This window comes from Cyanobium sp. Alchichica 3B3-8F6 (assembly GCF_024346435.1).
Taxonomy (GTDB): Bacteria; Cyanobacteriota; Cyanobacteriia; order PCC-6307; family Cyanobiaceae; genus Cyanobium_A.
Genome location: NZ_JAGQCZ010000003.1, coordinates 52,459 through 75,887, shown reverse-complemented (window position 1 = coordinate 75,887; position 23,429 = coordinate 52,459). Strand labels below are relative to the sequence as shown.

Annotated in this window: 27 protein-coding genes, 1 tRNA gene and 1 pseudogene; 13 read left to right on the top strand and 16 right to left on the bottom strand. The window is 66.8% G+C overall.

The annotated features are described in order from the left end of the window. Nucleotides 1–66 precede the first annotated feature (66 nt). Genes grpE through rsgA form a run of 4 tightly spaced genes read left to right on the top strand, consistent with a single transcriptional unit; the run spans nt 67 to nt 3,245 of the window. Entirely contained in the window at nt 67–759 is a 693-nt protein-coding gene (gene grpE, locus KBY65_RS03700; RefSeq protein WP_255000562.1) for a nucleotide exchange factor GrpE, read from the top strand. Beyond that, the gene (gene dnaJ, locus KBY65_RS03695; RefSeq protein ID WP_094558972.1) at nt 759–1,880 is read left to right on the top strand and encodes a molecular chaperone DnaJ; all 1,122 of its coding nucleotides are present in this window, start codon (nt 759–761) and stop codon (nt 1,878–1,880) included. Before grpE ends, dnaJ begins: the two co-directional genes overlap by 1 nt. Further along, nucleotides 1,877–2,137: a sulfurtransferase TusA family protein gene (locus KBY65_RS03690; protein ID WP_233128380.1), complete on the top strand. Its 261-nt coding sequence runs from the start codon at nt 1,877–1,879 to the stop codon at nt 2,135–2,137. The genes dnaJ and KBY65_RS03690 overlap by 4 nt, the downstream gene beginning before the upstream one ends. Beyond that, on the top strand, nt 2,127–3,245 hold the full coding sequence (gene rsgA, locus KBY65_RS03685) for a ribosome small subunit-dependent GTPase A (protein WP_255000560.1): 1,119 nt from the start codon (nt 2,127–2,129) through the stop codon (nt 3,243–3,245). Before KBY65_RS03690 ends, rsgA begins: the two co-directional genes overlap by 11 nt. Here the strand turns inward: rsgA and KBY65_RS03680 are convergent. Genes KBY65_RS03680 through murC form a run of 3 tightly spaced genes read right to left on the bottom strand, consistent with a single transcriptional unit; the run spans nt 3,220 to nt 5,973 of the window. Then, nucleotides 3,220–3,561 (bottom strand): YbaB/EbfC family nucleoid-associated protein, encoded by a 342-nt coding sequence (locus tag KBY65_RS03680; RefSeq protein WP_094558974.1) that lies wholly within the window; start codon nt 3,559–3,561, stop codon nt 3,220–3,222. The two genes, rsgA and KBY65_RS03680, sit on opposite strands and share 26 nt — an antisense overlap. Before the next feature lie 35 nt (nt 3,562–3,596). After that, on the bottom strand, nt 3,597–4,508 hold the full coding sequence (gene murB, locus KBY65_RS03675; RefSeq protein WP_094558975.1) for a UDP-N-acetylmuramate dehydrogenase: 912 nt from the start codon (nt 4,506–4,508) through the stop codon (nt 3,597–3,599). 4 nt (nt 4,509–4,512) lie between these two features. Next, the gene (gene murC, locus KBY65_RS03670; protein ID WP_255000636.1) at nt 4,513–5,973 is read right to left on the bottom strand and encodes a UDP-N-acetylmuramate--L-alanine ligase; all 1,461 of its coding nucleotides are present in this window, start codon (nt 5,971–5,973) and stop codon (nt 4,513–4,515) included. Nucleotides 5,974–6,164: 191 nt separating this feature from the next. Here murC and gap point away from each other — a divergent pair, with 191 nt between their 5' ends. Continuing rightward, the gene (gene gap / locus KBY65_RS03665) at nt 6,165–7,187 is read left to right on the top strand and encodes a type I glyceraldehyde-3-phosphate dehydrogenase (protein ID WP_094559209.1); all 1,023 of its coding nucleotides are present in this window, start codon (nt 6,165–6,167) and stop codon (nt 7,185–7,187) included. A 63-nt stretch (nt 7,188–7,250) separates the two neighbouring features. Here gap and KBY65_RS03660 read toward each other — a convergent pair whose 3' ends face one another. After that, a complete protein-coding gene (locus KBY65_RS03660; RefSeq protein WP_255000558.1) occupies nt 7,251–8,282 on the bottom strand; it encodes a peptidylprolyl isomerase in 1,032 nt (343 codons plus the stop codon). A 186-nt stretch (nt 8,283–8,468) separates the two neighbouring features. Here KBY65_RS03660 and efp point away from each other — a divergent pair, with 186 nt between their 5' ends. Next, complete coding sequence (efp, locus tag KBY65_RS03655; protein WP_094558977.1) at nt 8,469–9,029, top strand: elongation factor P; 561 nt, start codon at nt 8,469–8,471, stop codon at nt 9,027–9,029. 5 nt (nt 9,030–9,034) lie between these two features. Next, nucleotides 9,035–9,520 carry an acetyl-CoA carboxylase biotin carboxyl carrier protein gene (gene accB, locus KBY65_RS03650; RefSeq protein WP_094558978.1) on the top strand — a complete coding sequence of 162 codons (486 nt, stop codon included), beginning with the start codon at nt 9,035–9,037 and terminating at the stop codon, nt 9,518–9,520. A gap of 18 nt (nt 9,521–9,538) precedes the next feature. Here the strand turns inward: accB and pdxA are convergent, their stop codons facing one another. Both pdxA and KBY65_RS03640 read right to left on the bottom strand, forming a co-directional pair. After that, on the bottom strand, nt 9,539–10,588 hold the full coding sequence (gene pdxA / locus KBY65_RS03645) for a 4-hydroxythreonine-4-phosphate dehydrogenase PdxA (RefSeq protein ID WP_255000556.1): 1,050 nt from the start codon (nt 10,586–10,588) through the stop codon (nt 9,539–9,541). Between the two features lie 108 nt (nt 10,589–10,696). After that, a complete protein-coding gene (locus KBY65_RS03640) occupies nt 10,697–11,647 on the bottom strand; it encodes an SDR family NAD(P)-dependent oxidoreductase (protein ID WP_255000555.1) in 951 nt (316 codons plus the stop codon). Nucleotides 11,648–11,682: 35 nt separating this feature from the next. Here KBY65_RS03640 and KBY65_RS03635 point away from each other — a divergent pair, with 35 nt between their 5' ends. After that, entirely contained in the window at nt 11,683–11,946 is a 264-nt protein-coding gene (locus KBY65_RS03635; RefSeq protein WP_143592817.1) for a hypothetical protein, read from the top strand. On the opposite strand, the gene KBY65_RS03630 is transcribed toward KBY65_RS03635, so the two are convergent. Next, on the bottom strand, nt 11,892–12,314 hold the full coding sequence (locus KBY65_RS03630; RefSeq protein ID WP_094558981.1) for an HNH endonuclease: 423 nt from the start codon (nt 12,312–12,314) through the stop codon (nt 11,892–11,894). The two genes, KBY65_RS03635 and KBY65_RS03630, sit on opposite strands and share 55 nt — an antisense overlap. A 74-nt stretch (nt 12,315–12,388) precedes the next feature. Between KBY65_RS03630 and KBY65_RS03625 the strand changes: the two genes are divergently transcribed. Next, nucleotides 12,389–13,978, top strand: a complete 1,590-nt coding sequence (locus tag KBY65_RS03625) for a DEAD/DEAH box helicase (protein ID WP_255000554.1) — start codon at nt 12,389–12,391, stop codon at nt 13,976–13,978. 5 nt (nt 13,979–13,983) lie between these two features. Here the strand turns inward: KBY65_RS03625 and KBY65_RS03620 are convergent, their stop codons facing one another. Next, the gene (locus tag KBY65_RS03620) at nt 13,984–14,265 is read right to left on the bottom strand and encodes a hypothetical protein (protein WP_094558983.1); all 282 of its coding nucleotides are present in this window, start codon (nt 14,263–14,265) and stop codon (nt 13,984–13,986) included. A gap of 100 nt (nt 14,266–14,365) precedes the next feature. Then, a complete protein-coding gene (locus KBY65_RS03615) occupies nt 14,366–14,818 on the bottom strand; it encodes a DUF6554 family protein (RefSeq protein ID WP_233128383.1) in 453 nt (150 codons plus the stop codon). 144 nt (nt 14,819–14,962) lie between these two features. Here KBY65_RS03615 and KBY65_RS03610 point away from each other — a divergent pair, with 144 nt between their 5' ends. Further along, nucleotides 14,963–15,220 (top strand): hypothetical protein, encoded by a 258-nt coding sequence (locus KBY65_RS03610; protein WP_094558984.1) that lies wholly within the window; start codon nt 14,963–14,965, stop codon nt 15,218–15,220. A gap of 44 nt (nt 15,221–15,264) precedes the next feature. After that, nucleotides 15,265–15,510 carry a hypothetical protein gene (locus tag KBY65_RS14030; protein ID WP_369802005.1) on the top strand — a complete coding sequence of 82 codons (246 nt, stop codon included), beginning with the start codon at nt 15,265–15,267 and terminating at the stop codon, nt 15,508–15,510. A gap of 454 nt (nt 15,511–15,964) precedes the next feature. Here the strand turns inward: KBY65_RS14030 and KBY65_RS03600 are convergent, their stop codons facing one another. The 7 genes and pseudogenes from KBY65_RS03600 to KBY65_RS03575 form a co-directional block, all read right to left on the bottom strand. Continuing rightward, the gene (locus KBY65_RS03600; protein ID WP_255000553.1) at nt 15,965–16,438 is read right to left on the bottom strand and encodes a DEAD/DEAH box helicase; all 474 of its coding nucleotides are present in this window, start codon (nt 16,436–16,438) and stop codon (nt 15,965–15,967) included. A gap of 6 nt (nt 16,439–16,444) precedes the next feature. Beyond that, complete coding sequence (locus tag KBY65_RS14025; RefSeq protein ID WP_409996620.1) at nt 16,445–17,167, bottom strand: DEAD/DEAH box helicase family protein; 723 nt, start codon at nt 17,165–17,167, stop codon at nt 16,445–16,447. Between the two features lie 309 nt (nt 17,168–17,476). Continuing rightward, nucleotides 17,477–18,014, bottom strand: a pseudogene (locus KBY65_RS14020) (TOTE conflict system archaeo-eukaryotic primase domain-containing protein); the annotation flags it as partial. Nucleotides 18,015–18,137: 123 nt separating this feature from the next. Then, complete coding sequence (locus KBY65_RS03590; protein ID WP_255000550.1) at nt 18,138–18,419, bottom strand: type II toxin-antitoxin system RelE family toxin; 282 nt, start codon at nt 18,417–18,419, stop codon at nt 18,138–18,140. Then, nucleotides 18,409–18,663: a type II toxin-antitoxin system Phd/YefM family antitoxin gene (locus tag KBY65_RS03585; protein WP_254992760.1), complete on the bottom strand. Its 255-nt coding sequence runs from the start codon at nt 18,661–18,663 to the stop codon at nt 18,409–18,411. Before KBY65_RS03585 ends, KBY65_RS03590 begins: the two co-directional genes overlap by 11 nt. Before the next feature lie 466 nt (nt 18,664–19,129). Then, nucleotides 19,130–19,201: transfer RNA gene (locus tag KBY65_RS03580), tRNA-Gly, on the bottom strand. A gap of 60 nt (nt 19,202–19,261) precedes the next feature. Beyond that, complete coding sequence (locus tag KBY65_RS03575) at nt 19,262–20,413, bottom strand: pyridoxal-phosphate-dependent aminotransferase family protein (protein ID WP_255000634.1); 1,152 nt, start codon at nt 20,411–20,413, stop codon at nt 19,262–19,264. Nucleotides 20,414–20,488: 75 nt separating this feature from the next. Here KBY65_RS03575 and cbiD point away from each other — a divergent pair, with 75 nt between their 5' ends. Together cbiD and guaA are read left to right on the top strand one after the other, a co-directional pair. Next, complete coding sequence (gene cbiD, locus KBY65_RS03570; RefSeq protein WP_255000549.1) at nt 20,489–21,670, top strand: cobalt-precorrin-5B (C(1))-methyltransferase CbiD; 1,182 nt, start codon at nt 20,489–20,491, stop codon at nt 21,668–21,670. 47 nt (nt 21,671–21,717) lie between these two features. Then, a complete protein-coding gene (guaA, locus tag KBY65_RS03565) occupies nt 21,718–23,322 on the top strand; it encodes a glutamine-hydrolyzing GMP synthase (protein WP_255000548.1) in 1,605 nt (534 codons plus the stop codon). Nucleotides 23,323–23,429 lie beyond the last annotated feature (107 nt).

The following is a 23,429-nucleotide window of genomic DNA, read 5'->3' as shown; positions in this document are numbered from 1 at the left end:
CGCCGCTTGTGGGAGGTGGGCCCTGAGCTTCAACATGTCTAGAAACAAAGTCTGACCATGTCAGCCATGAGCGGGGACACCTCGATGAGCGGTGATAGCAATCCGGGAGCCGAGGTCTCCCATCCCGGCGAATCCATCGAGACCCCGCCCAGCCCGGGGAGTGCCTCAGAACAGGCCGTGGACGCCGATCAGACTGATGGAGCTGAGGCCACTGGTTTGGACCGGGCCGCCCAGCTCGAGGTCCAGCTGGCAACACTGAAGACCGAGCACGAGGCCCTCAATGGCCAGTACATGCGGCTGGCGGCCGACTTTGACAACTTCCGCAAGCGTCAGAGCCGTGACAGCGAGGACCTGCGCCTGCAGATCACCTGTTCAACGCTCGGCGAAATCCTGCCGGTGGTCGACAACTTCGATCGAGCCCGTCAGCAGCTCAACCCCCAGCATGAGGAGGCCCAAAGCCTGCACCGCAGCTACCAGGGCCTCTACAAGCAGTTGGTGGATGTGTTCAAGCTGCTCGGCGTCTCGCCGATGCGGGTGGAGGGTGAGCCCTTCGACCCCAGCCTGCACGAAGCGGTGCTGCGCGAACCGAGCGACGCCCACTCGGAAGATGTGGTGATCGAGGAGTTGCAGCGTGGTTACCACCTCAATGGCCGGGTGCTGCGGCATGCCCTGGTCAAGGTGTCGATGGGCCCTGGTCCGGCCGATGCTGGTGCAGCGACCGTTTCGGAGAGCGGCCCGGTTGAGGAGCAAGGCGGCTGATGGCCGACTACTACGACCTGCTGGGCATCGCCCGCGATGCTGATCCCGACACCCTCAAGCGGGCTTACCGGCGTCTGGCGCGTCAGTACCACCCGGATGTCAACAAGGATCCGGGCGCTGAGGACAAATTCAAGGAGATCGGCCGGGCCTATGAGGTGCTGAGCGATCCCCAGACCCGCGCTCGCTACGACCAGTTTGGTGAGGCGGGCCTGGGCGGCGGCGGTGGCATGCCCGACATGGGCGACATGGGCGGCTTCGCCGATCTGTTTGAAACTTTCTTCAGCGGTTTTGGCGGTGCCTCCCCCGGTGCGTCGGGCCCCCGGCGCCGAGGGCCCCGGCAGGGCGACGACCTGCGCCTCGATCTCAGCATCAGCTTCCAGGAGGCCGTGTTCGGCATCGAGAAGGAGGTGCAGATCCGCCATCTCGAAACCTGCACCACCTGCCAGGGCTCCGGTGCGAAGGCGGGCAGCGGTCCCACCAGCTGCGGCACCTGCGGTGGCGCCGGTCAGGTGCGGCGCGCCACCCGCACTCCCTTCGGCAGCTTCACCCAGGTGGCGGCCTGTCCCACCTGTGAAGGCTCAGGTCAGGTGATCGCCGACCCCTGCAGCGCCTGCGGCGGCCAGGGGCTCCAGCAGGTGCGCAAGAAGCTGCGGATCAACATCCCCGCCGGCGTCGATTCGGGCACGCGGCTGCGGGTCGCCAATGAAGGCAACGCCGGCCAGCGGGGTGGCCCGGCCGGCGATCTGTATGTGTTCCTGAGTGTGCAGTCGGCCTCCGGCTTGCGCCGCGATGGCATCCACATCCACTCCGAGGTGACCCTCAATTACCTCCAGGCCATCCTGGGCGACACCATTGAGGTGACCACGGTCGATGGCCAGGAGCAGCTGGAGATTCCAGCCGGCACCCAGCCTGGTGCCGTGCTCACCCTGCAGGGCAAGGGGGTGCCCAAGCTCGGCAATCCCGTGGCCCGCGGCAACCATCTGGTGAGCATCAAAGTGCAGTTGCCCACCAAGCTCAACAGCGAGGAACGGGAGTTGCTGGAGCAGCTGGCCGGCCACCACACCAGCAAAGGGCAGAAACACCCCCACAAGAGTGGCCTGTTTGGAGGTTTGTTCGGTTGACGCTGGGGTGCGCTGATGACGAACCGGCCGCCCAGCTCGACTTGCGGGGCACCCCCTGCCCGCTCAACTTCATCCGCACCAAGCTCGCCCTGGAGCAGGTTGCCCCTGGCAGCTGTCTCCAGGTGGATCTCGATGCTGGCGAGCCCCAGCAGCTGGTGACCCAGGGCTTGGAGAGTGCCGGCCACGGGGTCGACTGCCAGCCCCATCCTGACCAGGACGGGGCGGTGCGGCTGCGGATCCGGCGCCATGGGGGCTGAACCCGGGCACAGCGAACCCGGGCTGGTGGTGGCCCTGCTGGCCAATTACTGCTGGGTCGAGCTGGAGCGGGCGGGCCCGAGTGGCGTGAGCCGGTTGCTGTGCACCCGCCGCACCCGGCTGGGCAAGAGTGGCCAGACCATCGCCGTGGGCGATCGGGTTCGGGTTGACGGCATCGATTGGTCGGCAGGCCGTGGGGCCGTGGCGGCCCTGGAGCCCCGCAACGGCCTGTTGGAGCGGCCCGCGGTGGCCAATGTGGCGCGGGTGGTGGTGGTGGTCGCCTTGGCTGAGCCCGCGCTCGACCCCCTGCAACTCACCCGCTTCCTGCTCACCGCCGAGGCCACGGGCCGGCCGGTGTTGTTGGTGTTTTCCAAGGCCGATCTGGTGCCCCCAGACGTGGCCGACGACTGGTGCGGGCGGGCCAGCGCCTGGGGGTACGAGGCCCTGGCGGTGTCCACCCGCACCGGCCAGGGCCTGGAGCGGCTGCAGCAGCGTCTGGCCCAGCCGGGCATTGCCGTGCTCTGTGGCCCCTCCGGGGTGGGCAAAAGCAGCGTGCTCAACGGGCTTTGCCCGGAGCTGGGTCTGCGGGTGGCGGCGGTATCGGGGCGGCTGCAGCGGGGGCGGCATACCACCCGCCATGTGGAGCTCTTCCCCCTGGCGCCCGGGGCCCTGTTGGCCGATACGCCCGGCTTCAACCGTCCGCGCCTACCCGCTGATCCCGCCGCCCTGGGGGCCTTGTTCCCAGAGATCCGGCAGCGGCTCGGTTCCGCGTCCTGTCGGTTCAGCAATTGCCTGCACCAGGGTGATCCGGGCTGTGCCGTGGGCTGCGACTGGGAGCGGTACGGGCTGTATGGCCAATGCCTCGCCGATCTGCTGCTGGAGGGCGAGCGGGCCGGCCGCAGCCATGGCCGGTCCGCGGAGCCCGGTCTGCGTCGCCGCAGTCAGGGGTTGGAGCCGCGCTTGGCTCCAGGCTTGCGTCAGTCTTCCCGGCGGCGTCAGCGCCAACAACTGCTCGACGGGGAACCAGACCAGGAATCAGACGGGCAATCGGGTGCCGAAGACGGGCAAGACCCCAGCAGCGAGCTCAGCTCCCCAGACCCGGCAAATTGAGATTGAGACCGCCGGTGAGCTCTTCCATTCGGCCTTTCATGGTGCCGGTGGAGAGCTCATAGGCCGCCTTCAGGGCTTCGAGCACAGCGGCCTCGCTGGCTGCGGCCCCTTCGGCCACCAGCTCCGGCGCCAGCTGCACCCGCAGGGGCTGCTGGTTGCCGGAGAGCCAGACGCTGGCTCGGCCATCGCTGCTGCGGCCTTCCAGTTCCATGCCATCGAGCTCCTCCTGGAGCTTCTGGGCGTTCTGCTGGAGTTCCTGGGCCTTCTTGAAGGCCTCGGTGAGCTGACCGAAGTTGGGGAGTCCGAAGCCAGCCATGCCAAGGGAGGTGTTTGTTGCAGGCTAAGGGTCGGCTAGGGGGCTGGCTGGAAGCCCAGCCGTTTCACTTCCGGGTGAAGGGCGATGCCGTGGCTGGCCATCACCCGATGTTGCACCTCCAGGATCAGGGCATCGATGTCGGCGGCGGTGGCCTGGCCCGTGTTGACGATGAAATTGGCATGGATCGGCGACACCTGGGCCTCACCGATTTGCAGCCCCTTGAGTCCCAGCTCCTCGATCAGGCGCCCGGCTTTGTGCGGTTCTGGGTTGCGAAACACACTGCCGCAACTGGGTTGCTGGTAGGGCTGGGTGCTGGTGCGGCTGTGCAGGTTGGCGCTGGTGCGCGCCGTGATCGCCACGGGATCGTGGCCGGGCTCCAGCTGGAAGCAGGCCGACAGCACGATCCAGGATTCGGCCTGGAGGCGGCTGTGGCGGTAGGCGAACGCCAGCTCGTCGGCCGGCAGTTCGAAGGGCGTTTCGGGTTGGGCGGGATCCAGTACGCGTACCGTCCGCAGCCAGTCGGCGGTGCAGCCACCCTGGGCTCCCGCATTCATCACCACAGCCCCCCCCACGGTGCCGGGGATGCCCACCGCCCACTCCAGCCCGCTGAGCCCCAGGCGGGCTGCCTTGCGCGCCAGGCTGGGAATCGGCTCGCCGGCCTCCGCCTCCACCAGGCCGCTGCTGGCCTCAAGCCGGCTGCCTTGCAGGCGGCGGTTGCAGAGGGTGAGGCCCGGCAGCCCGGCATCGGCGATCAGCAGGTTGGAGCCGGCGCCGATGCAACGCAGGGGCAGGCCCTGGATCTGGGCCCAGGTCGCCAGAGCGATCAGCTCGTCCTGGGTGCCAGGTTCGGCGAACCACTCGGCCGGGCCCCCCACTTTCCAGGTGGTGAAGGCGTGCAGCGCCACGGCCTGGCGCAGCGCGGGAGGGCAGCTGGAGGCCGCAACCATGGGGTCAGGCCGCCAGGGCGGTGTCCGCGTCGGCCGTGCTGCCATGAGCATCTGGTTGCCATTGGCCGAGGCGATCCCAGAGGCTGTTGACATCGCCTGCCCCCATCGCCAGCACCAGGTCGCCCTCGCGGCTGGCGCTGGCCAGCTGGGCTGCCAGTTCCTCGAGGCTGCCGGCCACTTGAACCGGCAGCTGCGGCGCCCGTTTGCGTACAGCGTCAGCCACCGCCGCGCTGCTGATGCCCGGGATCGGGGCCTCACCGGCCGCGTAGAGGGGCGCGATCAGCACGGAATCGGCCTCACTGAGGGCCGCGGCGAAGCCCTCCAGAAACTGGGCTGTGCGGCTGTAGCGATGGGGCTGAAACACCGCCACCACACGCCGAGGCGCCACGGGCAGGGAGCTGCATCCGCTCGTCACCATCAGGCGGGCCATGGCCAGGGTGGCCGCCACTTCGCTGGGATGGTGGGCATAGTCGTCGACCACCAGCCGGCCTTCCCAGAGCCCGCGGAAATCAAAGCGACGCCCGGGGGTTTTCAGGGCGGCGACGGCCTGGCGCAGCTCGGCAAACGACACCCCCTCCAGCCGGCAGGCGGCCATGGCGGCGACAGCATTGCTGAGGTTGTGGCGGCCGGGCAGGGGCAGCTCGAAGCAGCCCACCGCGACGCCGTCTTCGTAGAAGTCGGCCACGGTGCCGTTCCCACGCTCTTCGCGGGCAATCGCGGCAAACGAGACCCCTTCAGACGTTTCGATCGACCACCAGTGCGCCGGTTTGAACCGTTCCCGCAGGATCGGACAGTCCCGGTTGGCCAGCAGTCGCTCGGTGTTGCCGGCAAACCGCTGCAGGGTATGGATCAGGGCCTCGAGGTCGGGGTAGTGGTCGGTGTGATCAAGCTCAACGTTGGTGAGCACGCCCAGGGAGGCGCGGAATTTCACCAGCGATCCATCTGATTCATCAGCTTCGGCCACCAGCAGGCGCCCTTGCCCATGGCGGCCATTGCTGCTGAAGGCGGGCACGATGCCACCGATCACGGCGGTGGGGTCGTGGTGGGTGGCGGCCAACAGCGTGGCCACCAGAGAGCTGGTGGTGGTTTTGCCATGGCTGCCAGCCACGGCGATCGAAGCCTGGCTGTTGATCAGGGCGGCCAGCACATCGGAGCGATGGCAGATGGCCAGCCCCACGCGACGGGCTTCGACCAGCTCCGGATTGGTCTCCGGAACGGCGGAGCTGATCACCACCCGGGGAGCGACGGAGGTGCCGCTGCGGATTGCAGCCACGGTGGCGGCGCTCTGCTCGAGGAACACCCGCACGCCCAGCCGGCGCAGGCGGTCGAGCACGGCGTGATCGCGGGGATCCGAGCCGCTTACCGCATAGCCCCGTTCCGCCAGGATCCCAGCCAGGGCCGACATGCCGATGCCGCCAACCCCGATGAAATGAAGCGGCTGGTGGCGATCGAGCAGGGGTGCCAAGGGCAACTCCGGTTCAGGGCTTCGGTGAGCACGAAACTAAGCCGACAACGGCCCGTAAACCCTTACGAGATGCTGCGCGTCTGTGCATGGTCCGTCGTGAACGCCCCGTTTGCAAGAGGGGAGAGCGGATCAATTTCTGTATGATCTGCAGCCAAAACCACCTTTGCTAGCGGCTTTTGCCGTTTTCGGCCATGACTTTGCGCGTTGCGATCAATGGATTTGGCCGGATCGGTCGCAACTTCACGCGCTGCTGGCTGAGCCGTGGGGCCAATACCGGCATCGAACTAGTGGGCATCAATGGCTCCGGTGACACCAACACCAACGCCCACCTGCTCAAGTACGACTCGATGCTGGGCCCCCTGCGGGGCGTTGACGTCACCACGACCCAAGACACGATCGTTGTCAACGGCAAGACGATCAAAACCTTCTACGACCGCAACCCTGCCAACCTTCCTTGGAAGGAATGGGGCGTCGATCTGGTGATCGAGTCCACCGGCGTGTTCAACGACGATGTGGGAGCCAGCAAGCACTTTGAAGCTGGTGCCAAGAAGGTGATTCTCACGGCTCCCGGTAAGGGAGCCAAAGTCGGCACTTTTGTTGTCGGCGTCAACGCTGATCAATACCGCCACGAAGACTGGGACATCCTCAGCAATGCCAGCTGTACCACCAACTGCATGGCTCCCGTCATCAAGGTGCTGGACCAGGAGTTCGGCATCATCAAGGGCACGATGACCACCACCCACAGCTATACCGGCGACCAACGCATTTTGGATGCGGCCCACCGCGACCTGCGCCGTGCCCGTGCCGCTGCGGTGAACATCGTGCCCACCAGCACCGGGGCCGCCCAGGCTGTGGCGTTGGTCTACCCGCCGATCAAGGGCAAGCTCAGCGGCATTGCCATGCGGGTGCCAACCCCCAACGTGTCGGTGGTCGACATGGTGCTCGATATCAGCCGCGACACCACCAAGGATGAAGTGAACGCTGTGCTCAAGGCGGCATCGGAAACGTCCATGAAGGGCATCATCAAGTACTGCGATCTGCCCCTGGTGTCAAGCGACCACGGTGGCACTGATGAATCCACGATCATCGATTCTCTTCTCACCCTGGTGATGGGCGGCAATATGGTCAAAGTCATCGCCTGGTATGACAACGAATGGGGTTACAGCCAGCGCGTTGTCGATCTCGCCGAAATCGTTGCCAAGAACTGGAAGTGAGTTGAGCCGATCAGCTCTGGTTCAAAGCCGCCCCACAGGGCGGCTTTTTCATGCCCGTTCGTTTCAACCTTGGGGCTTGAGGTTTTCGCCACCTGCCAGCACCCGAGCTTTGACGATCCCGTCATCGGCGGTGAGTTCCTCGAGCACGTCAAAGCCATCCACCACATAGCCAAAGGCGGCGTAGCGGCCATCGATCAGATTGAGGCCGGCGGGGGTCAGTTCCGGTTCGAACAGAAACAGGAAGAACTGGGAGGAACCATCGTCGAGCACTTCGTCGGAGTGGGCCCAACCGAGGGTGCCCTTGGTCGAGAAGGGCAGCTCCGGGGCAGCCTTGAACAGGCCCAGGTCTTCGAAGGTCTCGTTGTAGAAGGGCGCCGGCTGACCGGGAACCTTGATCTCCAAGGGGACTCGGCGCACGGATTTGGTGTTGGGGTCGATGAATCCGTCTTCCGGGCCGGCTGGATCACCGGTTTGCAGCACGTAAAAGTCTTCGGCGCGGATGAAGGGCAGGCCGTCGTAGAAGCCGCGCTGCACCAGATCCACGAAGGCGCCGGCGGTCAGGGGCGCGTTGTAGCCGTCCACCACGGTGGTGAGGTCGCCCTTGGTGGTGGTGAGCTGCACGGTGGCCCGGCCCAGCAGCCGCGGCAGACCAGCAAATTCGGCTGGAATCTCAAAGGGGAAGGGGCCCACCAGCAGGTCTTCCGCGTCCCCGATCGTGGCGAGGGCATCGCGGCGGGCGGCCAGGAAGGGATCGCGTTCCTGCTGTTCGGCGGCCGCGGCGAGCACCTGCAGCTGGTCTTCCAGCTGGTCGAGCAGGGTGGCGGCCTGGGGTCTGGTGTCGTTGGAGAAGCCCTCCAGGATGGCGGCCTTGCGGGTGCCGAGCAGGGAGCCGCAGCGCCGCACCGTGCTGTTCAGGGCTGGCCAGCGCTTGGCCCGGAGGTCGTCGCTGGTGCTCTCCAGCCGGTGCTGGAGATCCTGCAGGTCGGGGGCCTGGATCGGCAGGGCATTGCGCAGCAAAGCCGCCGGATCAGTGACGGCATTGCCCTGGGGCAGGTCTGCCCAGGCGGCGGGGGCTGACAGCGTCAGGAGCACCATCAGGCTGATCAGGCCGGCCCATAGAGGCGCCCATCCGGACCGATGCGTCCACCCGGATTGGCGCCGTACCATGGCAATGCTGTGTTGTTGAGCGGACTTTGGCACAACTCTCCAGCCCTCGGGATGCCCGGCGTCGGGCCCGCTCTGGTAGCCAGCCGTACAATCGCCCAGATCTGAACTGCCGGAATGATCTCCAGCAACGACTTTCGCACTGGTACTTCAATTGAGCTGGATGGCCAGGTCTGGAGGGTCGTTGAGTTTTTGCACGTGAAGCCCGGCAAGGGATCGGCTTTCGTGCGCACCAAGCTCAAGGCGGTGCAGAGCGGCAACGTTGTGGAAAAGACCTTCCGGGCGGGCGAGATGCTGCCCCAGGCCGTGCTCGAGAAGAGCACCCTCCAGCACACCTACATGGAGGGCGACGACTACGTGTTCATGGACATGGGCACCTATGAGGAAACCCGGCTCACCGCCAAGCAAATCGGTGACAGCCGCAAGTACCTCAAAGAGGGCATGGAGGTGAACGTGGTGGCGTGGAACGGCAAGCCTCTCGAGGTGGAGCTTCCCAACTCGGTGGTGCTCGAGATCACCCAGACCGATCCTGGCGTCAAGGGCGACACCGCCACCGGCGGTACCAAGCCCGCCATTGTCGAAACCGGAGCTCAGGTGATGGTGCCCCTGTTCCTCTCGATCGGCGAGAAGATCAAGATCGACACGCGCACCGACAGCTACCTCGGTCGGGAGAACTGATCGCCATGCAGCTCAACCAAGACCAGCTACACCAGCTCCTGGCCCTTCTGGGAGACAGTGACATCCAGGAATTAAAGCTCGAGGGCGACGATTTCCGTCTGGAGGTGCGTCGCAATCTCCCCGGCGTGGCACCGGCGGCGGTGGTTCAGGCCGCAGCGGCTCCTCCCCAAGCGATGTCACTGCCCGCGGCCGCTCCCCTGCCCGCCACCCCTTCAGCCCCGCCTCCGCCCGCCGCGGCCAGCCGCGGCGATCTGCTGGAGGTCACGGCTCCGATGGTGGCGACGTTCTATCGGGCCGCGGCTCCTGGCGAGCCTCCGTTCGTGGAGGTGGGTGCTCGCATCAAGGTGGGCCAAACCGTCTGCATCCTCGAGGCGATGAAGCTCATGAACGAGCTCGAGTCGGAGGTGGGTGGCGAGGTTGTCGAAATCCTGGTGGAAAACGGCACCCCAGTGGAATTTGGACAGGTGCTGATGCGGGTGCGGCCGGCCTGATCGGTTGCGCTTAAATCCTCAGCCCAGATCCCGGGCCGTGCGCAGGGCTGCCGTCATGCTGTCGGCCCTGGCCAGGCCCTGGCCGGCGATGGCGAAGCCGGTGCCGTGATCCGGCGAGGTCCGCAGAAATGGCAGGCCCAGGGTGGTGTTCACCGCCGCATCAAAGGCCAGCAGCTTCACCGGAATCAGGCCTTGGTCGTGATACAGCGCCAGGTACCCATCCGGTCCCGAGCCTGAGCCCCTCCAGGCGCTTGCTGCGCTGAGCCAGCAGGTGTCGGGCGGCAGCGGCCCCTCCAGCCGCACCTGGGGATGCCGCTGGCGCCAGGCGTCCAGGGCCGCTTCCAGCCAGGTGGATTCTTCGCCGCCCAGTTGACCCGCCTCCCCCGCATGGGGATTAAGCCCGGCCACCACCAGGTGGGGGGAGGCGCTGAAGCGCTGGCAGAAGGCCAGCAGGGCATCGAGCTTGCGCTGCACCAGGGCTGCATTGAGCTGCAGGGGCACGGCGGCCAGGGGGATGTGGGTGGTGGCCAGCAGGGTGTTCAGGCGCCACTGGCCTACGGGCGCCAGGGCGGTGAACAGCATCGAGGCCTCCGGGCTGCCTGTCAGTTCGGCCAGCCGCTCGGTCTGGCCTGGGTAGGTGTGACCCGCGGCATGCCAGCTGGCCTTGGCGATCGGCGCGGTGACCAGGGCCTGGCAGCGACCGCTTTGCACCAGCTCGACGGCGTCGGTGAGCCAGGCGAAGCTGGCGTCCCCGCAGGCCGGCGTGCTGAGGCCAGGCCGGCAGGCCTCCGCCAGGGGCCTGTCGATGATCTCGAGCTCAGCGGGATCCCGCAGCGGTTCGAGGCCGTTGCTGGCAGCTGCGTGGCGGCGCAATTGCTGGTAGCTGGTTTCCAGCCAGCGGCGACAGCCCACCAGCAGGGGCTGGCAGGCCTCGGCCGAGGTCCATTCCGGTTGGGCCAGGGCTTTGAGGGTCACCTCGGCACCGATGCCGGCGGGATCCCCCAAGGCAATGGCCAGCCGGACGGGCCTGGGGTTGGATGGGGCCTGGCTGCTGGTGGACGAGCCCATGCTGCGCTGGTTGGTGCTGGGGGGGTTGGTGCTGGGTCTGGGGACGGGATTCAGCAAGGGCTGGCTTGAGCTGCGCTGGGGTCGCTTGCTGGGCGACCTGGGCTTGCCCTATGTGGCGGATCCTGGTGATCTGGGGGACTGCCCGCCCCCCCGGCCTTCAGCCGCTCCTGCTCCCCCTTCCTCAGCCAGGCAGGCTCGGTAGCCCTCCCGGTAGCTGGGGTAGCGCAGCACGTAGCCGAGGCTCTGGCGCAGCAGCTGGTTGCTGGCTCTCCGGTTTTCGGCCCAGAAGCTGCGGGCCATGGGGCTCATGCTGGCGGCAATGGTGTCGTAGCGCTCCATCGGCGGCAGGGTTTGCCCCAGCAGGTGGGCGGCGTAGCCCAGGGTCTCGCTGGAGGGGCAGGGGCAGTCGTCGGCCACGTTGACCACAGGCGGGCGTTGCTCCAGTAGCAGGTTGAGGCAATGCAGCAGGCAGCCGACGATGTCATCCACGTGCACGCGCGAAAACACCTGGCCGGGCTTGTGGATCAGGCGGCTCTGGCCGGCCCGTAGGGCCGCAAACGGCGAGCGGCCGGGGCCGTAGATCGCCGGCAAGCGGAACAGCTGCACAGGCAGCCCACTGGCCAACCAGGCCTGCTCCGCCTCGAGGCGGAGCAGGCTGCGGCCGGCTCGGGCGGGGGTGGGGGCGGTTTCGTCCACCCAGGCCCCGCCGGTGTTGCCATAGACGCCGGTGGTGGAGAGGTAGCCCAGCCACTGCAGTGGCAGCTCCCGCAGCATCGGCCCCAGCAGCCGCAGCACCGGATCGCCCAAGCCCGGCTCCGGGGGCACCGACACCACCACGTCGGTGGTGTCGGCCAGGGCTGCGGCTGGCGGCAGGACGAGCGCTTCGGGATCGCTGTTGAAGGGGAGCCAGGCCAGGCCGCCCGCGTCTGGGCGCGGTTGACGGCTGGTCAGCTTGACCGCCATGCCCTGTTGGCGGGCTGCCCTGGCGAGACGCACACCGGTGTAGCCACCGCCAATCACCAGCAACCGCCGCTCGGACTTGACAAGCTCCCGGGTCATGAGTACATCTGTATCAACGCTTTGCAATGCTCGCCATGACAGCTTCTCTCGCTCCCACTTCTCTGACTCCGGCTTCCCTCTCCCGTCCCCGCATCGCCCGGGTCTCCCGTTCCCTGCGCAGCCAGTCTGGGCCGTTGTCCGCCTCCCCGTCGCGTCCTGCTGCTTCGGGTGTCATGGTCCCGGCGGCCCTGGCCGCGGTGTTGCTGGTGGTGGCGGTGGTGCTGGCCCCCGAGCGGCCCCAGGATCAGGAAGCCATCTGCCAGCGCCACAACGGGGTGGACGCCTGTCGCGTTTGGTGAGGCCCTGGAGCCGCCTGGGGCTGGTCGGGATGGGCCCACTGCAACAGGCGTAGGGCTAGGCGCAGATCTCCGTCGGTCCAGGCCCGGATGGCCATGGCGCGGCGCGGGTCGTAGAAGGGCTGGCGGCGATACCACTCAAAGGCGTCGGCGTCGCCTTTGTGGCCGTTGCAGGCCAGGCAGGCCGGTACACAGTTTTCGGTCACGCTCAGACCGCCCCGGCTTTGGGGATGCACGTGGTCGATGGATTCCGACCGCTCGCCGCAATAGATGCAGCGTTGGTCGGTGGCGTAATGCAGGGATTGGCGCCAGCGTCTGACGCGCAACTTGGGGCAGAGATCTTCAAGGAAAACCGCATCCCTGGCCTGCATCGGCGCGTCTCGGTTGGCGGCAGTTTGCCCCCAGCGTCTGGGCTGTCAATGTGTCGAGGGTTGCACTTCCGCGGATGCGCTGTCTGCTGCGGTTGGGGGCGACGGGCCAGATCGAGGTGGTCAGTCCCTACGACGCGGTGACCCAGGCCCAGTTGCGGGCGATTCGCCCCCGGGGCGTCTGGTCGGGCCGGCAGCGCTGTTGGCACTTTCCCCTGGAGGCCGCCCCAGCGCTGCAGCGGGTGCTGGCGGGCTGCTTCCCCGTGGAGCCCGAGCTGGCCCAGTGGCTGGCCTGGATGGAGCAACCGCTGCCCCCTCTGCCACTCCACCGGCAGCTGGTGGCGGCGGCCGATCTGCAGCGGCCCTTGCCGGATGGTCGTCAGCTGTTTGCCCACCAGCGGGCGGCGGTGCGGTGGTTGCTGGCCCGGCGTGGGGCGGTGCTGGCGGACGCCATGGGCCTCGGCAAGACCCTCTCCGCTCTGGCGGCAGCCCGGGCGATGGTGCGGCTGGCGGATTGCCGCATCCTGGTGATTGCCCCGGTTGGTCTGCATGGTCATTGGCAGAGCGAGGCGGCGGCCCTCGGCCTGCGGCTGGAGCTGCACAGCTGGGCGCGCCTGCCGCAGGCGCTGCCCCCGGCTGGCACCGTGCTGATTGCAGACGAGGCCCATTACGCCCAGAACGGCCAGACCCGACGCAGCCAGGGGCTGTTGCGGTTGGCCCGTCACCCCCGCTTGCGGGCCATCTGGCTGCTGACGGGGACTCCGATGAAAAATGGCCGGCCGGCCCAGCTGTTTCCACTGCTGGCCGCCATCGGCCATCCCCTGGCCCGCGACCAACGGTCCTTCGAGGAGGTGTTCTGTCAGGGCCACTGGCGCGAGCAGGGGGGACGCCGCCTCTGGCAGGCCAGTGGCGCCAGCCATCTCGAGGAGCTGCAGCGGCTGGTTCGGCCCCTGGTGCTGCATCGGCGCAAGCAGGATTGTCTCGATCTGCCCCCCAAGCACCGGCAGCTGTGGCCTGTGGCGTTGGACGACCTCCAGGCCCGTGGCTTTCAACACCGCCTGCAGATCAAGGTGGACGACTACCGCCGCCGAGCAGCTAGCGGTGAGGTGCGCCGCGATGCCGAGGTGTTGGCGGTGCTGACGGCCCTGCGCCAGATCGGCTCCGACTACAAGCTGCCGGCCACCTGCTCGTTGGTGGCGTCGTTGCTGGCCCAGGGCGAGGCGGTGGTGGTGTTCACCGCTTTCGTGGCCACCGCCCAGTTGCTGCATCGCCGTTTCGCCGCCAGTGCACTGCTCACCGGGGCCCTGCCGCCGGCCCAGCGGCAGGCGCAGGTGGATGCCTTTCAACGGGGCGATCACCCCCTGCTGATTGCCACCTATGGCACCGGCGGGCTGGGCTTCACGCTGCATCGGGCCCGGCATGTGGTGTTGGTGGAGCGCCCCTGGACGCCGGGTGATGCGGAGCAGGCCGAAGATCGCTGCCACCGCATCGGCATGGGAGCCGCCCTGACCAGCCACTGGTTGCAGTTGGGGGTGGCCGATCAGTTGGTGGATGGCTTGATCGCCAGCAAGGCCGAGCGCATTGCCCTGTTGTTGCAGCGCCGCCCCCATCAGCTCGAGCGCCGCAGTTTGCCGGCCATGGTGCGCGATCTGATCGATCGCTGGTAATGGTTTCAGCGGCCGGGGCGTGGTTCCCGGCAGAGCTCCTGGCGCAAGGTCAGATCGGTGCGCAGCTGGGGGTCGAGGCGGTTGGCCGGCAGCGCGCGGGCCAGGGCTGCCGCCCGGGCGATGTCGGCGCAGGCGGCCACCTCGTTGCCCGCCAGGCTGTGCAGCAAATAGCGGTCGTTCAGCGGGGCGGGGTTGGTTGGGAAGGCGGCCACTACGGCGTCGCAGCGGCGGATCTGCTCGGCCAGCTGGTCGAGCTGCACGGCCTGGAGACAGTCATCGCTGCGCACCTGCCGCTGGGGCAGGGGTTCCTCCGCACAGCCCGTGGCCAGGAGCAGCAGCCCGCTCAGGCCGGCCAGGCTGATGCGCCGCCATGGGTCATGGGCCGACCTATTGCCCGAGTCGATCGCTGCGGGTGACGCCGCTGGGGGCCGTGTTGGTGCTGGCCTCTGGCTTGGGTTCGGGCTTTGTGAACAGGTCACCGAGATACCGGCCGCAGTCGGGAAAGACACTGGGGTTCTGGACCACCGCTTCGGTGATCATCACCGCGGCGTGCTCCGGCGAGGTCTTGAACAGCTTGTCGCTCTGGCGCTTGATCACGGCATAGGCCGCATCCCAGCTCACCTGATGGTTGTTGCCGCTGTTGCGCATGAAGCAATAGATCTGGGCGCCCTTGCCACCGGGCCCGGCGTTGGCGGCAGCGGTGTTGTTTTCCGCTGTCTGGGCCCGAACGGGCAGGCCACCGAGGCCCAGTCCCGCACCACCAAGGGCGCTGATCAGGCCCACGCGGAGCAGGGCCCGGCGCAGCCGAGGACACAGCGGAGAAGACAGGCTCAGAGCCATGGCTGGGGGCAACGTCGAACAACCTGGCCCCAACGTATCGATCGGCCCGGCCTGGGTCGAGCCCTGGAGCAGCAGTCTGGTCTTGGCTTGGTCTTGGCCGTGGCGGCTGGGTGTGTTGTCATCGGTTCCTCTGCTCGTTGCACCGTGGTTTCTGAGTCCGTGTCCTTCCGCATCAGCCGCAACGCTGAAGATCTGGCCCACACCGTGCATGCCCTGTCGCAGCGGTTGGTGAAGTTGGAGCAGCGCCTGGAAGCCCTGGAGCTGCAACTGGATCGCCAGGTCGAACGGGATCCGCAGGAGATCAGCAGTCTCGACAATGTGGAGCGGTTGTTGCTCGACTGCCGCGCCCTGCTCGAGATGGCAGAGCCGGCCGAGGACGTGTCCTACGCGACGGCAGCTTGAACACGGGGGCTGGCCAGCGGTGTCACAATGGGAAGAAAGTGGACATGGCTTACCCCACTGCTTCTCATCCGGGTCCGTCTCACCTTGGCTCCCAGCACGGATCCTCCAGCCGTTTCACCCAAGCTTCTCGCCCTGGATTTCCCCCCTCGTCTGGTGAGGGAGAGCATCAGTTGGAGAAACTAGAATTTGCCCTGGCTGTGGCCCTCACCCGCGGCGATCTTCAGCGCTCCCAGGCTCTGAGAGATCAAATTGCGGCATTGGGTGGCAATCAGGAAGAGCCCGGTACGTGATGGCTGATCCCGTGGCCTGAGAGCCCATCCAGGCCACGGTTTGGGGTTCGCCCTTCTTGGCGACAACTTTTGACAGCAGGCGTTGCGATGACAGCTATTTTTTCCACGCCCATGCGATCGCCATCGGCAGCTCCCATTCCTGACGAGCGTCGCGGCCAGCTGAAGCAAGCCATTCGAGACCATGAGGCCCGGGCTCAGCTCGCGGCTGAACAGGGGGATCTGGCTCAGTCTGCGCGCTTCATTTTGGCGGCTTTGGACGGTGAACGCCGCATGGCATCAACGGGTCCCCAGGTGCTGCAACTGATCAAGCCCCGGAGCTGAGGTGCTTTGTTGCTTGTATCAGATTGTTGCTTGAATCCGGCGCTATTTCTAACGACTGCGAAATAAAGCTGTTTGCGAACCGAAGCGGGTGACCGGACTCGAACCGGCGACGTTCAGCTTGGGAAGCTTTCGATCAGGCGCTTGCCATCGATAGCTGATCTGTAAGCAGCGCATAGCCCATGGCCCGATAGCCCCGCAACCTGCGCTCCCACATCCGTTGTGTGATCGGATGGCCGAGATCAAGCCAATCGATGATGCGCACGCTTGTCTTGCCGCTCTGTTGTCGATGCAGGCGGCCGGCGTATTGCTGCAGTGTGCCCTTCCACGACACGGGCATCGCCAGCAGCAGCGTGTTGAGTGGCGGATGGTCGAAGCCTTCACCCACCAGACGGCCGGTGGCCAGCACGATGCGGGGTGCATCAGGAGGTAACGCTTCCAGCGCCGCCAGGGTGGCGCTGCGCTGGCGTGCGCTCAGCCGCCCATGCAAAAGGAACAGGTTCGGCACCTCCCCAGCCAGAGCAGCGGCGATCGGCGTGATGTGATCGGTGCGCTCGCTCAGGAGCAACAAGCTGCGGCCGTCACCCCAGCAGGCGAGAGCCTCCTCCACGATCTGCTAGGTGCGGCTCACCAGCTCCAGGATCTGGGGCGCTCCGGCAGGCCGCTGGGCGGTGTGGCGAATGGGGCCGCACTGCATGAACAGGATTGGCTGCAGGCCGTCGCGGCGCACCAGGGTGGCGGACAGCCCCAGCACGTAGCGGGCCTTCACCTGGCGCAGGATGGCCTCAAAGGACGCCGCCGCGATGTGGTGGCATTCGTCGACAATCACCTGCCCGTAGGTCTGCACCAAGGGATTCACCTCGCCCTTGCGCACCAGCGACTGCATCACGGCGATGTCGAGTTGGCCGGTGGGCTTGGCTTTGCCTCCACCGATGTAACCGATCGCCCCAGGAGCGACATCCAGAAAGGTGTGGAGCCGCTCCTGCCATTGGCGCAGCAGCTCCGCCCGATGCACTAGCACCAGGGTGTTCACGCCCCGCCGAGCCAGGATCGCTGCTGCCACAACCGTTTTTCCGAAGGCCGTCGGTGCCCGCAGCACGCCGATGTCGTGGCGCAGCATCGCGTCCACGGCGGCCTCCTGGTCACCCCGAAGTTCGCCCGTGAACACCAGCTCCAGCGGTGTTCCGTTCTGGCGCTCATCCACCAGCTCCCAGCTGATCCCCTGCTCCTGCAGCAGGGTCTGTACTGGTTCCAGGCAGCCCCGGGGCAGGGCGATGTGCTGGGGAAAGTTTTCGGCGCAGCCGATCACCCGCGGCTTGTCCCACACCGACAGGCGCATCGCCTGGGCTTTGTAAAAGGCCGGGTTGGCGAAGGCGGCAAGGCGGATCAGGCGATTGAGCAGTGGCTGCGGCAGGCTCGAGCGCTCCACATAGAGGCGATCAGCCAGGGTGAGCGTGACGGAAGTGGGCAGCGGTCCTCTGAGCCGCGATAGCGGCACCGCTGACTTCCATGGAGTCGCCAGGTCCTCCTCATCGATGAACGCCAGATCGAGGGGATGGCCACCGCCGGTGGCGCTCTGGATCAAGGTCTGCAGCCCGGCCACCGATAGCCTCCGCAGGGCTGCCAGATAGGCCCACTGATCGGGATAGGGCTGCAGGTCGTCATCCACGAACACGCTGCAGCCCCGCTGCCGGGGTTCCTTCTGCAGCGGGAGGGCGATCAGGTTGCCGAAGCCGCCTTTCGGCAGGATGTCCTGGTTGGGAAACAGCCGGTCGTAGGAGCTCAACTGCAGCTGACGCGTGGCGTTGCAGGTGTGGCTGATCAGGGCCGCCCCCAGCTGGCGGGCCTCCCGCGCCGATACGGCCTCCTCGGTCATTGTCCAGCAAAGGGTAGAGGCCGATGGTGTGGTCTCCGGCCAGATGGCCGTAGATCTCTGCATCGCTGAGCGGCAGCAGCTCGCGATGGTTGCAGTCGCGGCAGGAGATCCGTGGCTTCTCGCAGATGCCTGGGCGCCACTCATTGGCGCAGGCCGGTGCATAGCCCGAGCGCCCGTTGCTGTTGCTCTGCCAGCGCAGGGCGTAGACGTCGTCGCGACCGCGGAACAGGTGCCGGAACAGCGCCACCTTCTCCTGCGTGGAACTGGGGCCGTTGGCAGGTGCTGCCTTCGCAATCGGCGCGGTTTCCATTGGGGCAGGTTCGCCGGATCGCCAGGCGATGCCGTGGGCCTCCAGAAGCCCAATCAAGCGGGCGTTCTCCCGGCGCAGCCGATCTAGATCAGAGGGTTTGGCGTCGGCCATGCGGCATGCGCTTCAGCGCTGATCGGCATGCTGGTAGACAACATTGCGCTCCCGCTTGCCCACCGCCACGACAAGGACGAGGAGCTCATGGTCACGCACCTCGTAGACCAGACGGTACCCGGCGGCCCGTAACTTGATCTTGTAGCGGTTGGAGGATCCACGCAATTTGCTCGCTGGGATCCTGGGCTCAGTCAGCCGCTCGGCCAACTTGTTCTTGAACTGCTCCCGGATTCCTGGCGTCAGCTTCCGCCACTCCCGAAGGGCTTCCGGGTGAAAGGCCAGCTCAAAGGGCATCGAGGCTGACCCGCACCGGCTCCTGGCCGTCTGTCAGCCGGGCATCGGCGATGCGGCCCAGCTCCAGGTCGTCCACCAGATCCATCAGTTCTTCGTAGGCCCTGGCTGGCACGCAGTAGAAGGCCGGCTCGTTGCGGTTGAGCACCGCGACGGCCATCCCCTCTCCTGCCGCCAGGGTGGCCATGGGGTTTTTCTTGTGTTCCGAGATGCTCACGGCTGTTTCGGCGAGTACGCGGTGGGCCATCAGCGGGACAGGAAGGCAATACACCACACTCTAGGTCTCCAGCTAGGTCGCTGGAAAGGTCTCTGGACAGGTCTGGATCGAGTGGGTGGTGCCCGGCTGGTCTCCAGCAATTTTGGAGACCGTTCTGGGGAATTGTTTCCCTGTACTTGCACTGTCAGGCGACCGGGCGTTGATGCTGAAGCGGCTTGCCCTGATCACCTCCGGATACGATGTTGGGACGAATTCAGTTGACAACCTCGGCCCAGCCGAGATTCCGGACGATCCACTGCGGGACGGCCCATGAGTTCACCCCGCGCAGGTGAATACCTGACTCATCAATGGCGCAGTCGTGAGAGAAGCTCTGTGAGAAGGTCGCTGCCACTCCCTGGCATTGCCTGTCATCGCCCGGTTCCCACTGGCCTTCTGCCAGCTGATGCGAGAACGGCCGTACGCTTGGCCTTCAGCGATTTCTCAGTACTGAACGAGAAGCGGGTGACCGGACTCGAACCGGCGACGTTCAGCTTGGGAAGCTGACATTCTACCACTGAATTACACCCGCAGAAGTGAAGTAAAGCCGTTTGGAATTTGCTTCACTTCACCAATGTACCCGGTCAGGACATCAGCCGGTCAGGGCTGCAGCGCAGGCGGCCACGCCAGCGCCTGGTGTGCCCTTGTGCAGGCCCAGATCGGCGAGGGTGGCTTCGATGGCGGCCACGGCGGTGAGCACGTCGCGATCGCACACGAAGCCCAGGTGGCCGATGCGAAACACGTGACCCTTGAGATGGTCCTGGCCGCCGGCCAGCAGGATGTCGAACTTCTCCTTCACGGCCTTGCGCAGGGCCTCGGCGTCGATGCCCTCGGGGGCCACGGCGGTGATGGCGGGGCTGCCCGTGCCCTCAGCGGCGTAGAGGGGCAGGCCGATGGCCTTCATGCCGGCCTGGGCGGCGGCGCGGTGGCGGCTGTGGCGGGCAAAGATCGCCTCCAGTCCCTCGGTCTGCATCATCTCCAGGGCCGCCTCGAGGGCGAAGTAGAGGTTGATGGCGGGCGTGAAGGGGTTGCTGTCGGCTTGGGCCGATTTGCGGTACTTGCCCAGATCCAGATAGAACTTCGGCAGGTCGGAGCGCTCGTAGGCGGCCCAGGCGCGCTCGTTCATGGCCACGAAGGCCAGGCCCGGCGGCATCATGTAGCCCTTCTGGGAGCCGGATCCGATCACATCGAGGCCCCAGGCATCCATCGGCACGTTGCAGGCGCCGAGGCTGGTGACGCAGTCGGCAATCGTGAGTGCCGTGCCATGGGCACGCACGTGCTCGGCGATGGTTTCCAGGTCGTTGATCACGCCCGTGGAGGTTTCCGAGTGGGTGAGGATCACCGCCTTGATCGCCTTGGCCGTGTCGGCCTCCAGGGCAGCGCGGAAGGCCTCGGGATCGAGGGGCTGGCCCCACTCAGCCTTGATCACCTGCACATCCAGGCCATAGGCCTGGGCCACCTTCACCCAACGCTCCCCAAACTTGCCGTTGTCGCCGCAGAGCACCGTGTCGCCCTTGCTCAGCACGTTGATGATCCCGGCTTCCATGGCGGCGGTGCCGCTGCCGGTGATCACCAGCACGTCGCTGCTGGTTTGATGCAGCCACTGCAGCTGCTCGGTGGTGCGCTTGACGATCTTCTGAAAGTCGGCGCTGCGGTGGCCGATCGGGTGGCGGCCCATCGCCTGCAGGACGGTTTCCGGCACCGGGGTTGGGCCGGGGATCATCAGGGTGAGCTTGTCCTGCATGGGTAGGGGGGCGCTGCGGCGGGCGGCGGCGGACCGCACAATCGACCACCATAAAAAACAGTGCTCCCCAGGCCCTTGGCCGAGTCGATCCAACCCCAGAACACCGCCGGGGATTTCACCGGGGGTTACACCGGGGGCTACACCGTGCCGGTGTGGCTCACGGCGGCGGCGAGGGCAGCCCTGCTGACCCTGCGCAGTGAACCCTGGGAGCGGCTCCAGCCGCTCTGGCTTGATCCCGCAGCCGCCCCTGGTGCACCTGGTAGCGAGCCCCGGCGCGTGCCGGTGGAGGCGGCTGCCCCCCTGGCGGATGGCTGGGTGCTGGCCATCGCCCGCTGCGATCCCGGCCCTGGCGTGCTCGATCTCACCCGCGACCTGGCCCTGTGGGTGCTGCTGCGTTGGCAAGAGGGGCCCGGCGACTGGCTCACCTTGCGGGCCGGCGCGGGCGTGGGGGTGCTGCAGGCCAGCGGCGAGCCCTGTCTGTCGACCTATGCCCGCCAGTTGCTGGAGGCCAATCTGCGCCCCCTTGTGCCGCCGGGGCGTCGTTTGGAGCTGCAGGTGGTGATTCCCGAGGGACGCCGGCTGGCGGAGCGCACCAGCAACGCCGCCTTCGGGGTGGTGGAGGGCCTGGCCCTGATCGGCACCCAGGCCGAGGTGCAGCGCAGTGCCGCCCCCGATCAGCTGGAGGCGGCTCTGGCGGCGCTGCGCCAGCGAGCGGCAGCTCCGCAGTTCGCTGGCGATCTGGTGCTGGTGATCGGCGAGAACGGCCTCGATCTGGCGCCGCGTCTGGGCTTGCCGCTCGAGCTGGTGGTGAAGGCGGGCAACTGGCTCGGCCCGTTGTTGGTGGCCGCGGCGGAAGCGGGGGTGCAACGGCTGCTGCTGCTGGGCTACCAGGGCAAGCTGATCAAGCTGGCCGGGGGCATCTTCCACACCCATCACCACCTGGCCGATGGCCGCGCCGAGGTGCTCACGGCCCTGGCGGCCCTGGCGGGCCTGGGGGGTGAGGCGCTGCAGGCCCTGCACGACGCCCCCACGGTGGAGGCGGCCCTGGCCGAGGTGGCCCAGCGCGATCGCCCCCGGGCTGATCAGCTCCGCCAGCGCATTGCCGCGGCGGTAGAGCAGCGCAGCCAGCGCTACCTGGCCCGCTATGGACAGGAGTCGATGGCGGTAGGGGCGGTGTTGTTTGATCGGTCCCGCCAGATCTGCGGCCAGGGCCCGGTGGGTCTGGATCTGCTCACGGCGCTGCGGGGTGTTGCCTGAGGGCGCCGCCTAGTGTGGTCCGAATGCCCCTGGGCCCAGCGTTGTCGATGTCTCAAACCGCGTCTCCCCGGCTCGACGCCGCCTCCCAGTCGACGCGCCATCCGGCGATTGTGATCCTGGATTTCGGCTCCCAGTATTCGGAGCTGATCGCCCGGCGGGTGCGGGAAACGGAAGTGTTTTCCCTGGTGATGGCTTACACCATCACCGCCGAGGAGCTGCGGGCGATTGCGCCGAAGGGGATCATCCTCAGCGGCGGCCCCAGTTCGGTTTACGAGGCGGGTGCGCCGGTGTGCGACCCCGGCATCTGGGAGTTGGGCATTCCGGTGCTGGGGGTTTGTTACGGCATGCAGCTGATGGTGCAGCAGCTGGGCGGCTCGGTGGTGGCCGCGGGTCGCGCCGAATACGGCAAAGCGCCGCTGCACGTGGATGATCCGGTGGATCTGCTCACCAACGTCGACGACGGCTCGACGATGTGGATGAGCCATGGCGACTCGGTGGAGCGCCTGCCGGAGGGGTTTGCGCGCCTGGCCCACACCGACAACACGCCCGAAGCGGCGGTGGCCGATCACCAGCGCCGGCTGTATGGCGTGCAGTTTCACCCCGAGGTGGTGCACTCCATCTGCGGCATGGCGATGTTGCGCAATTTCGTGTACCACATCTGTGGATGCGAAGCCGACTGGACCACTGCCGCCTTCATCGACGAAGCGGTCGCCGATGTGCGCGCCCAGGTGGGCGACAAGCGGGTGCTGTTGGCTCTTTCGGGCGGCGTTGACTCCTCCACCCTCGCCTTTTTGCTGCACAAGGCGATCGGTGATCAGCTCACCTGCATGTTCATCGACCAGGGTTTCATGCGCAAAGGCGAGCCCGAGTTTTTGGTGGAGTTCTTCGACAAGCGTTTCCACATCAACGTCGAATACATCAACGCCCGTGAGCGCTTCATCAGCAAGCTCGATGGCGTGACCGATCCGGAGGAGAAGCGCAAGCTGATCGGCACCGAGTTCATTCGCGTCTTTGAGGAGGAGAGCAAGCGCCTCGGTCCCTTCGACTACCTGGCCCAGGGCACCCTCTATCCCGATGTGATCGAGAGCGCGGGCACGGGCATCGACCCGAAAACCGGTGAGCGGGTGGCGGTGAAGATCAAGAGCCACCACAACGTGGGCGGCCTGCCCAAGGATCTGCAGTTCAAGTTGGTGGAGCCCCTGCGCAAACTGTTCAAAGACGAGGTGCGCAAGGTGGGCCGCAGCCTGGGCCTGCCTGAGGAGATCGTCGGCCGCCACCCCTTCCCGGGGCCGGGTCTGGCGATCCGCATCCTGGGCGAGGTCAACAGCGAGAAGCTCAACATCCTGCGCGATGCCGACCTGATCGTGCGTGAGGAGGTGAAGGAAGCTGGGCTCTACAACGAGATCTGGCAGGCCTTCGCCGTGCTGCTGCCGGTGCGCAGCGTGGGCGTGATGGGCGACAAGCGCACCTATGCCTTCCCGATCGTGCTGCGCTGCGTGTCGTCGGAAGACGGCATGACGGCGGATTGGTCACGCCTGCCCTACGACCTGCTGGAGACCATCTCCAACCGCATCGTCAATGAGGTGAAGGGCGTCAACCGGGTGGTGCTCGACATCACCAGCAAGCCCCCCGGCACAATCGAGTGGGAGTAGGAAGTGGGAGTAGCCCCGGCGGTCGACGTTCGATACCATCGGCTCCCAGCCCAGCCGTCGTGACTGCCGCCTCCGCGCCCCCCAGCTCGACACCCCCGGATCCCGAC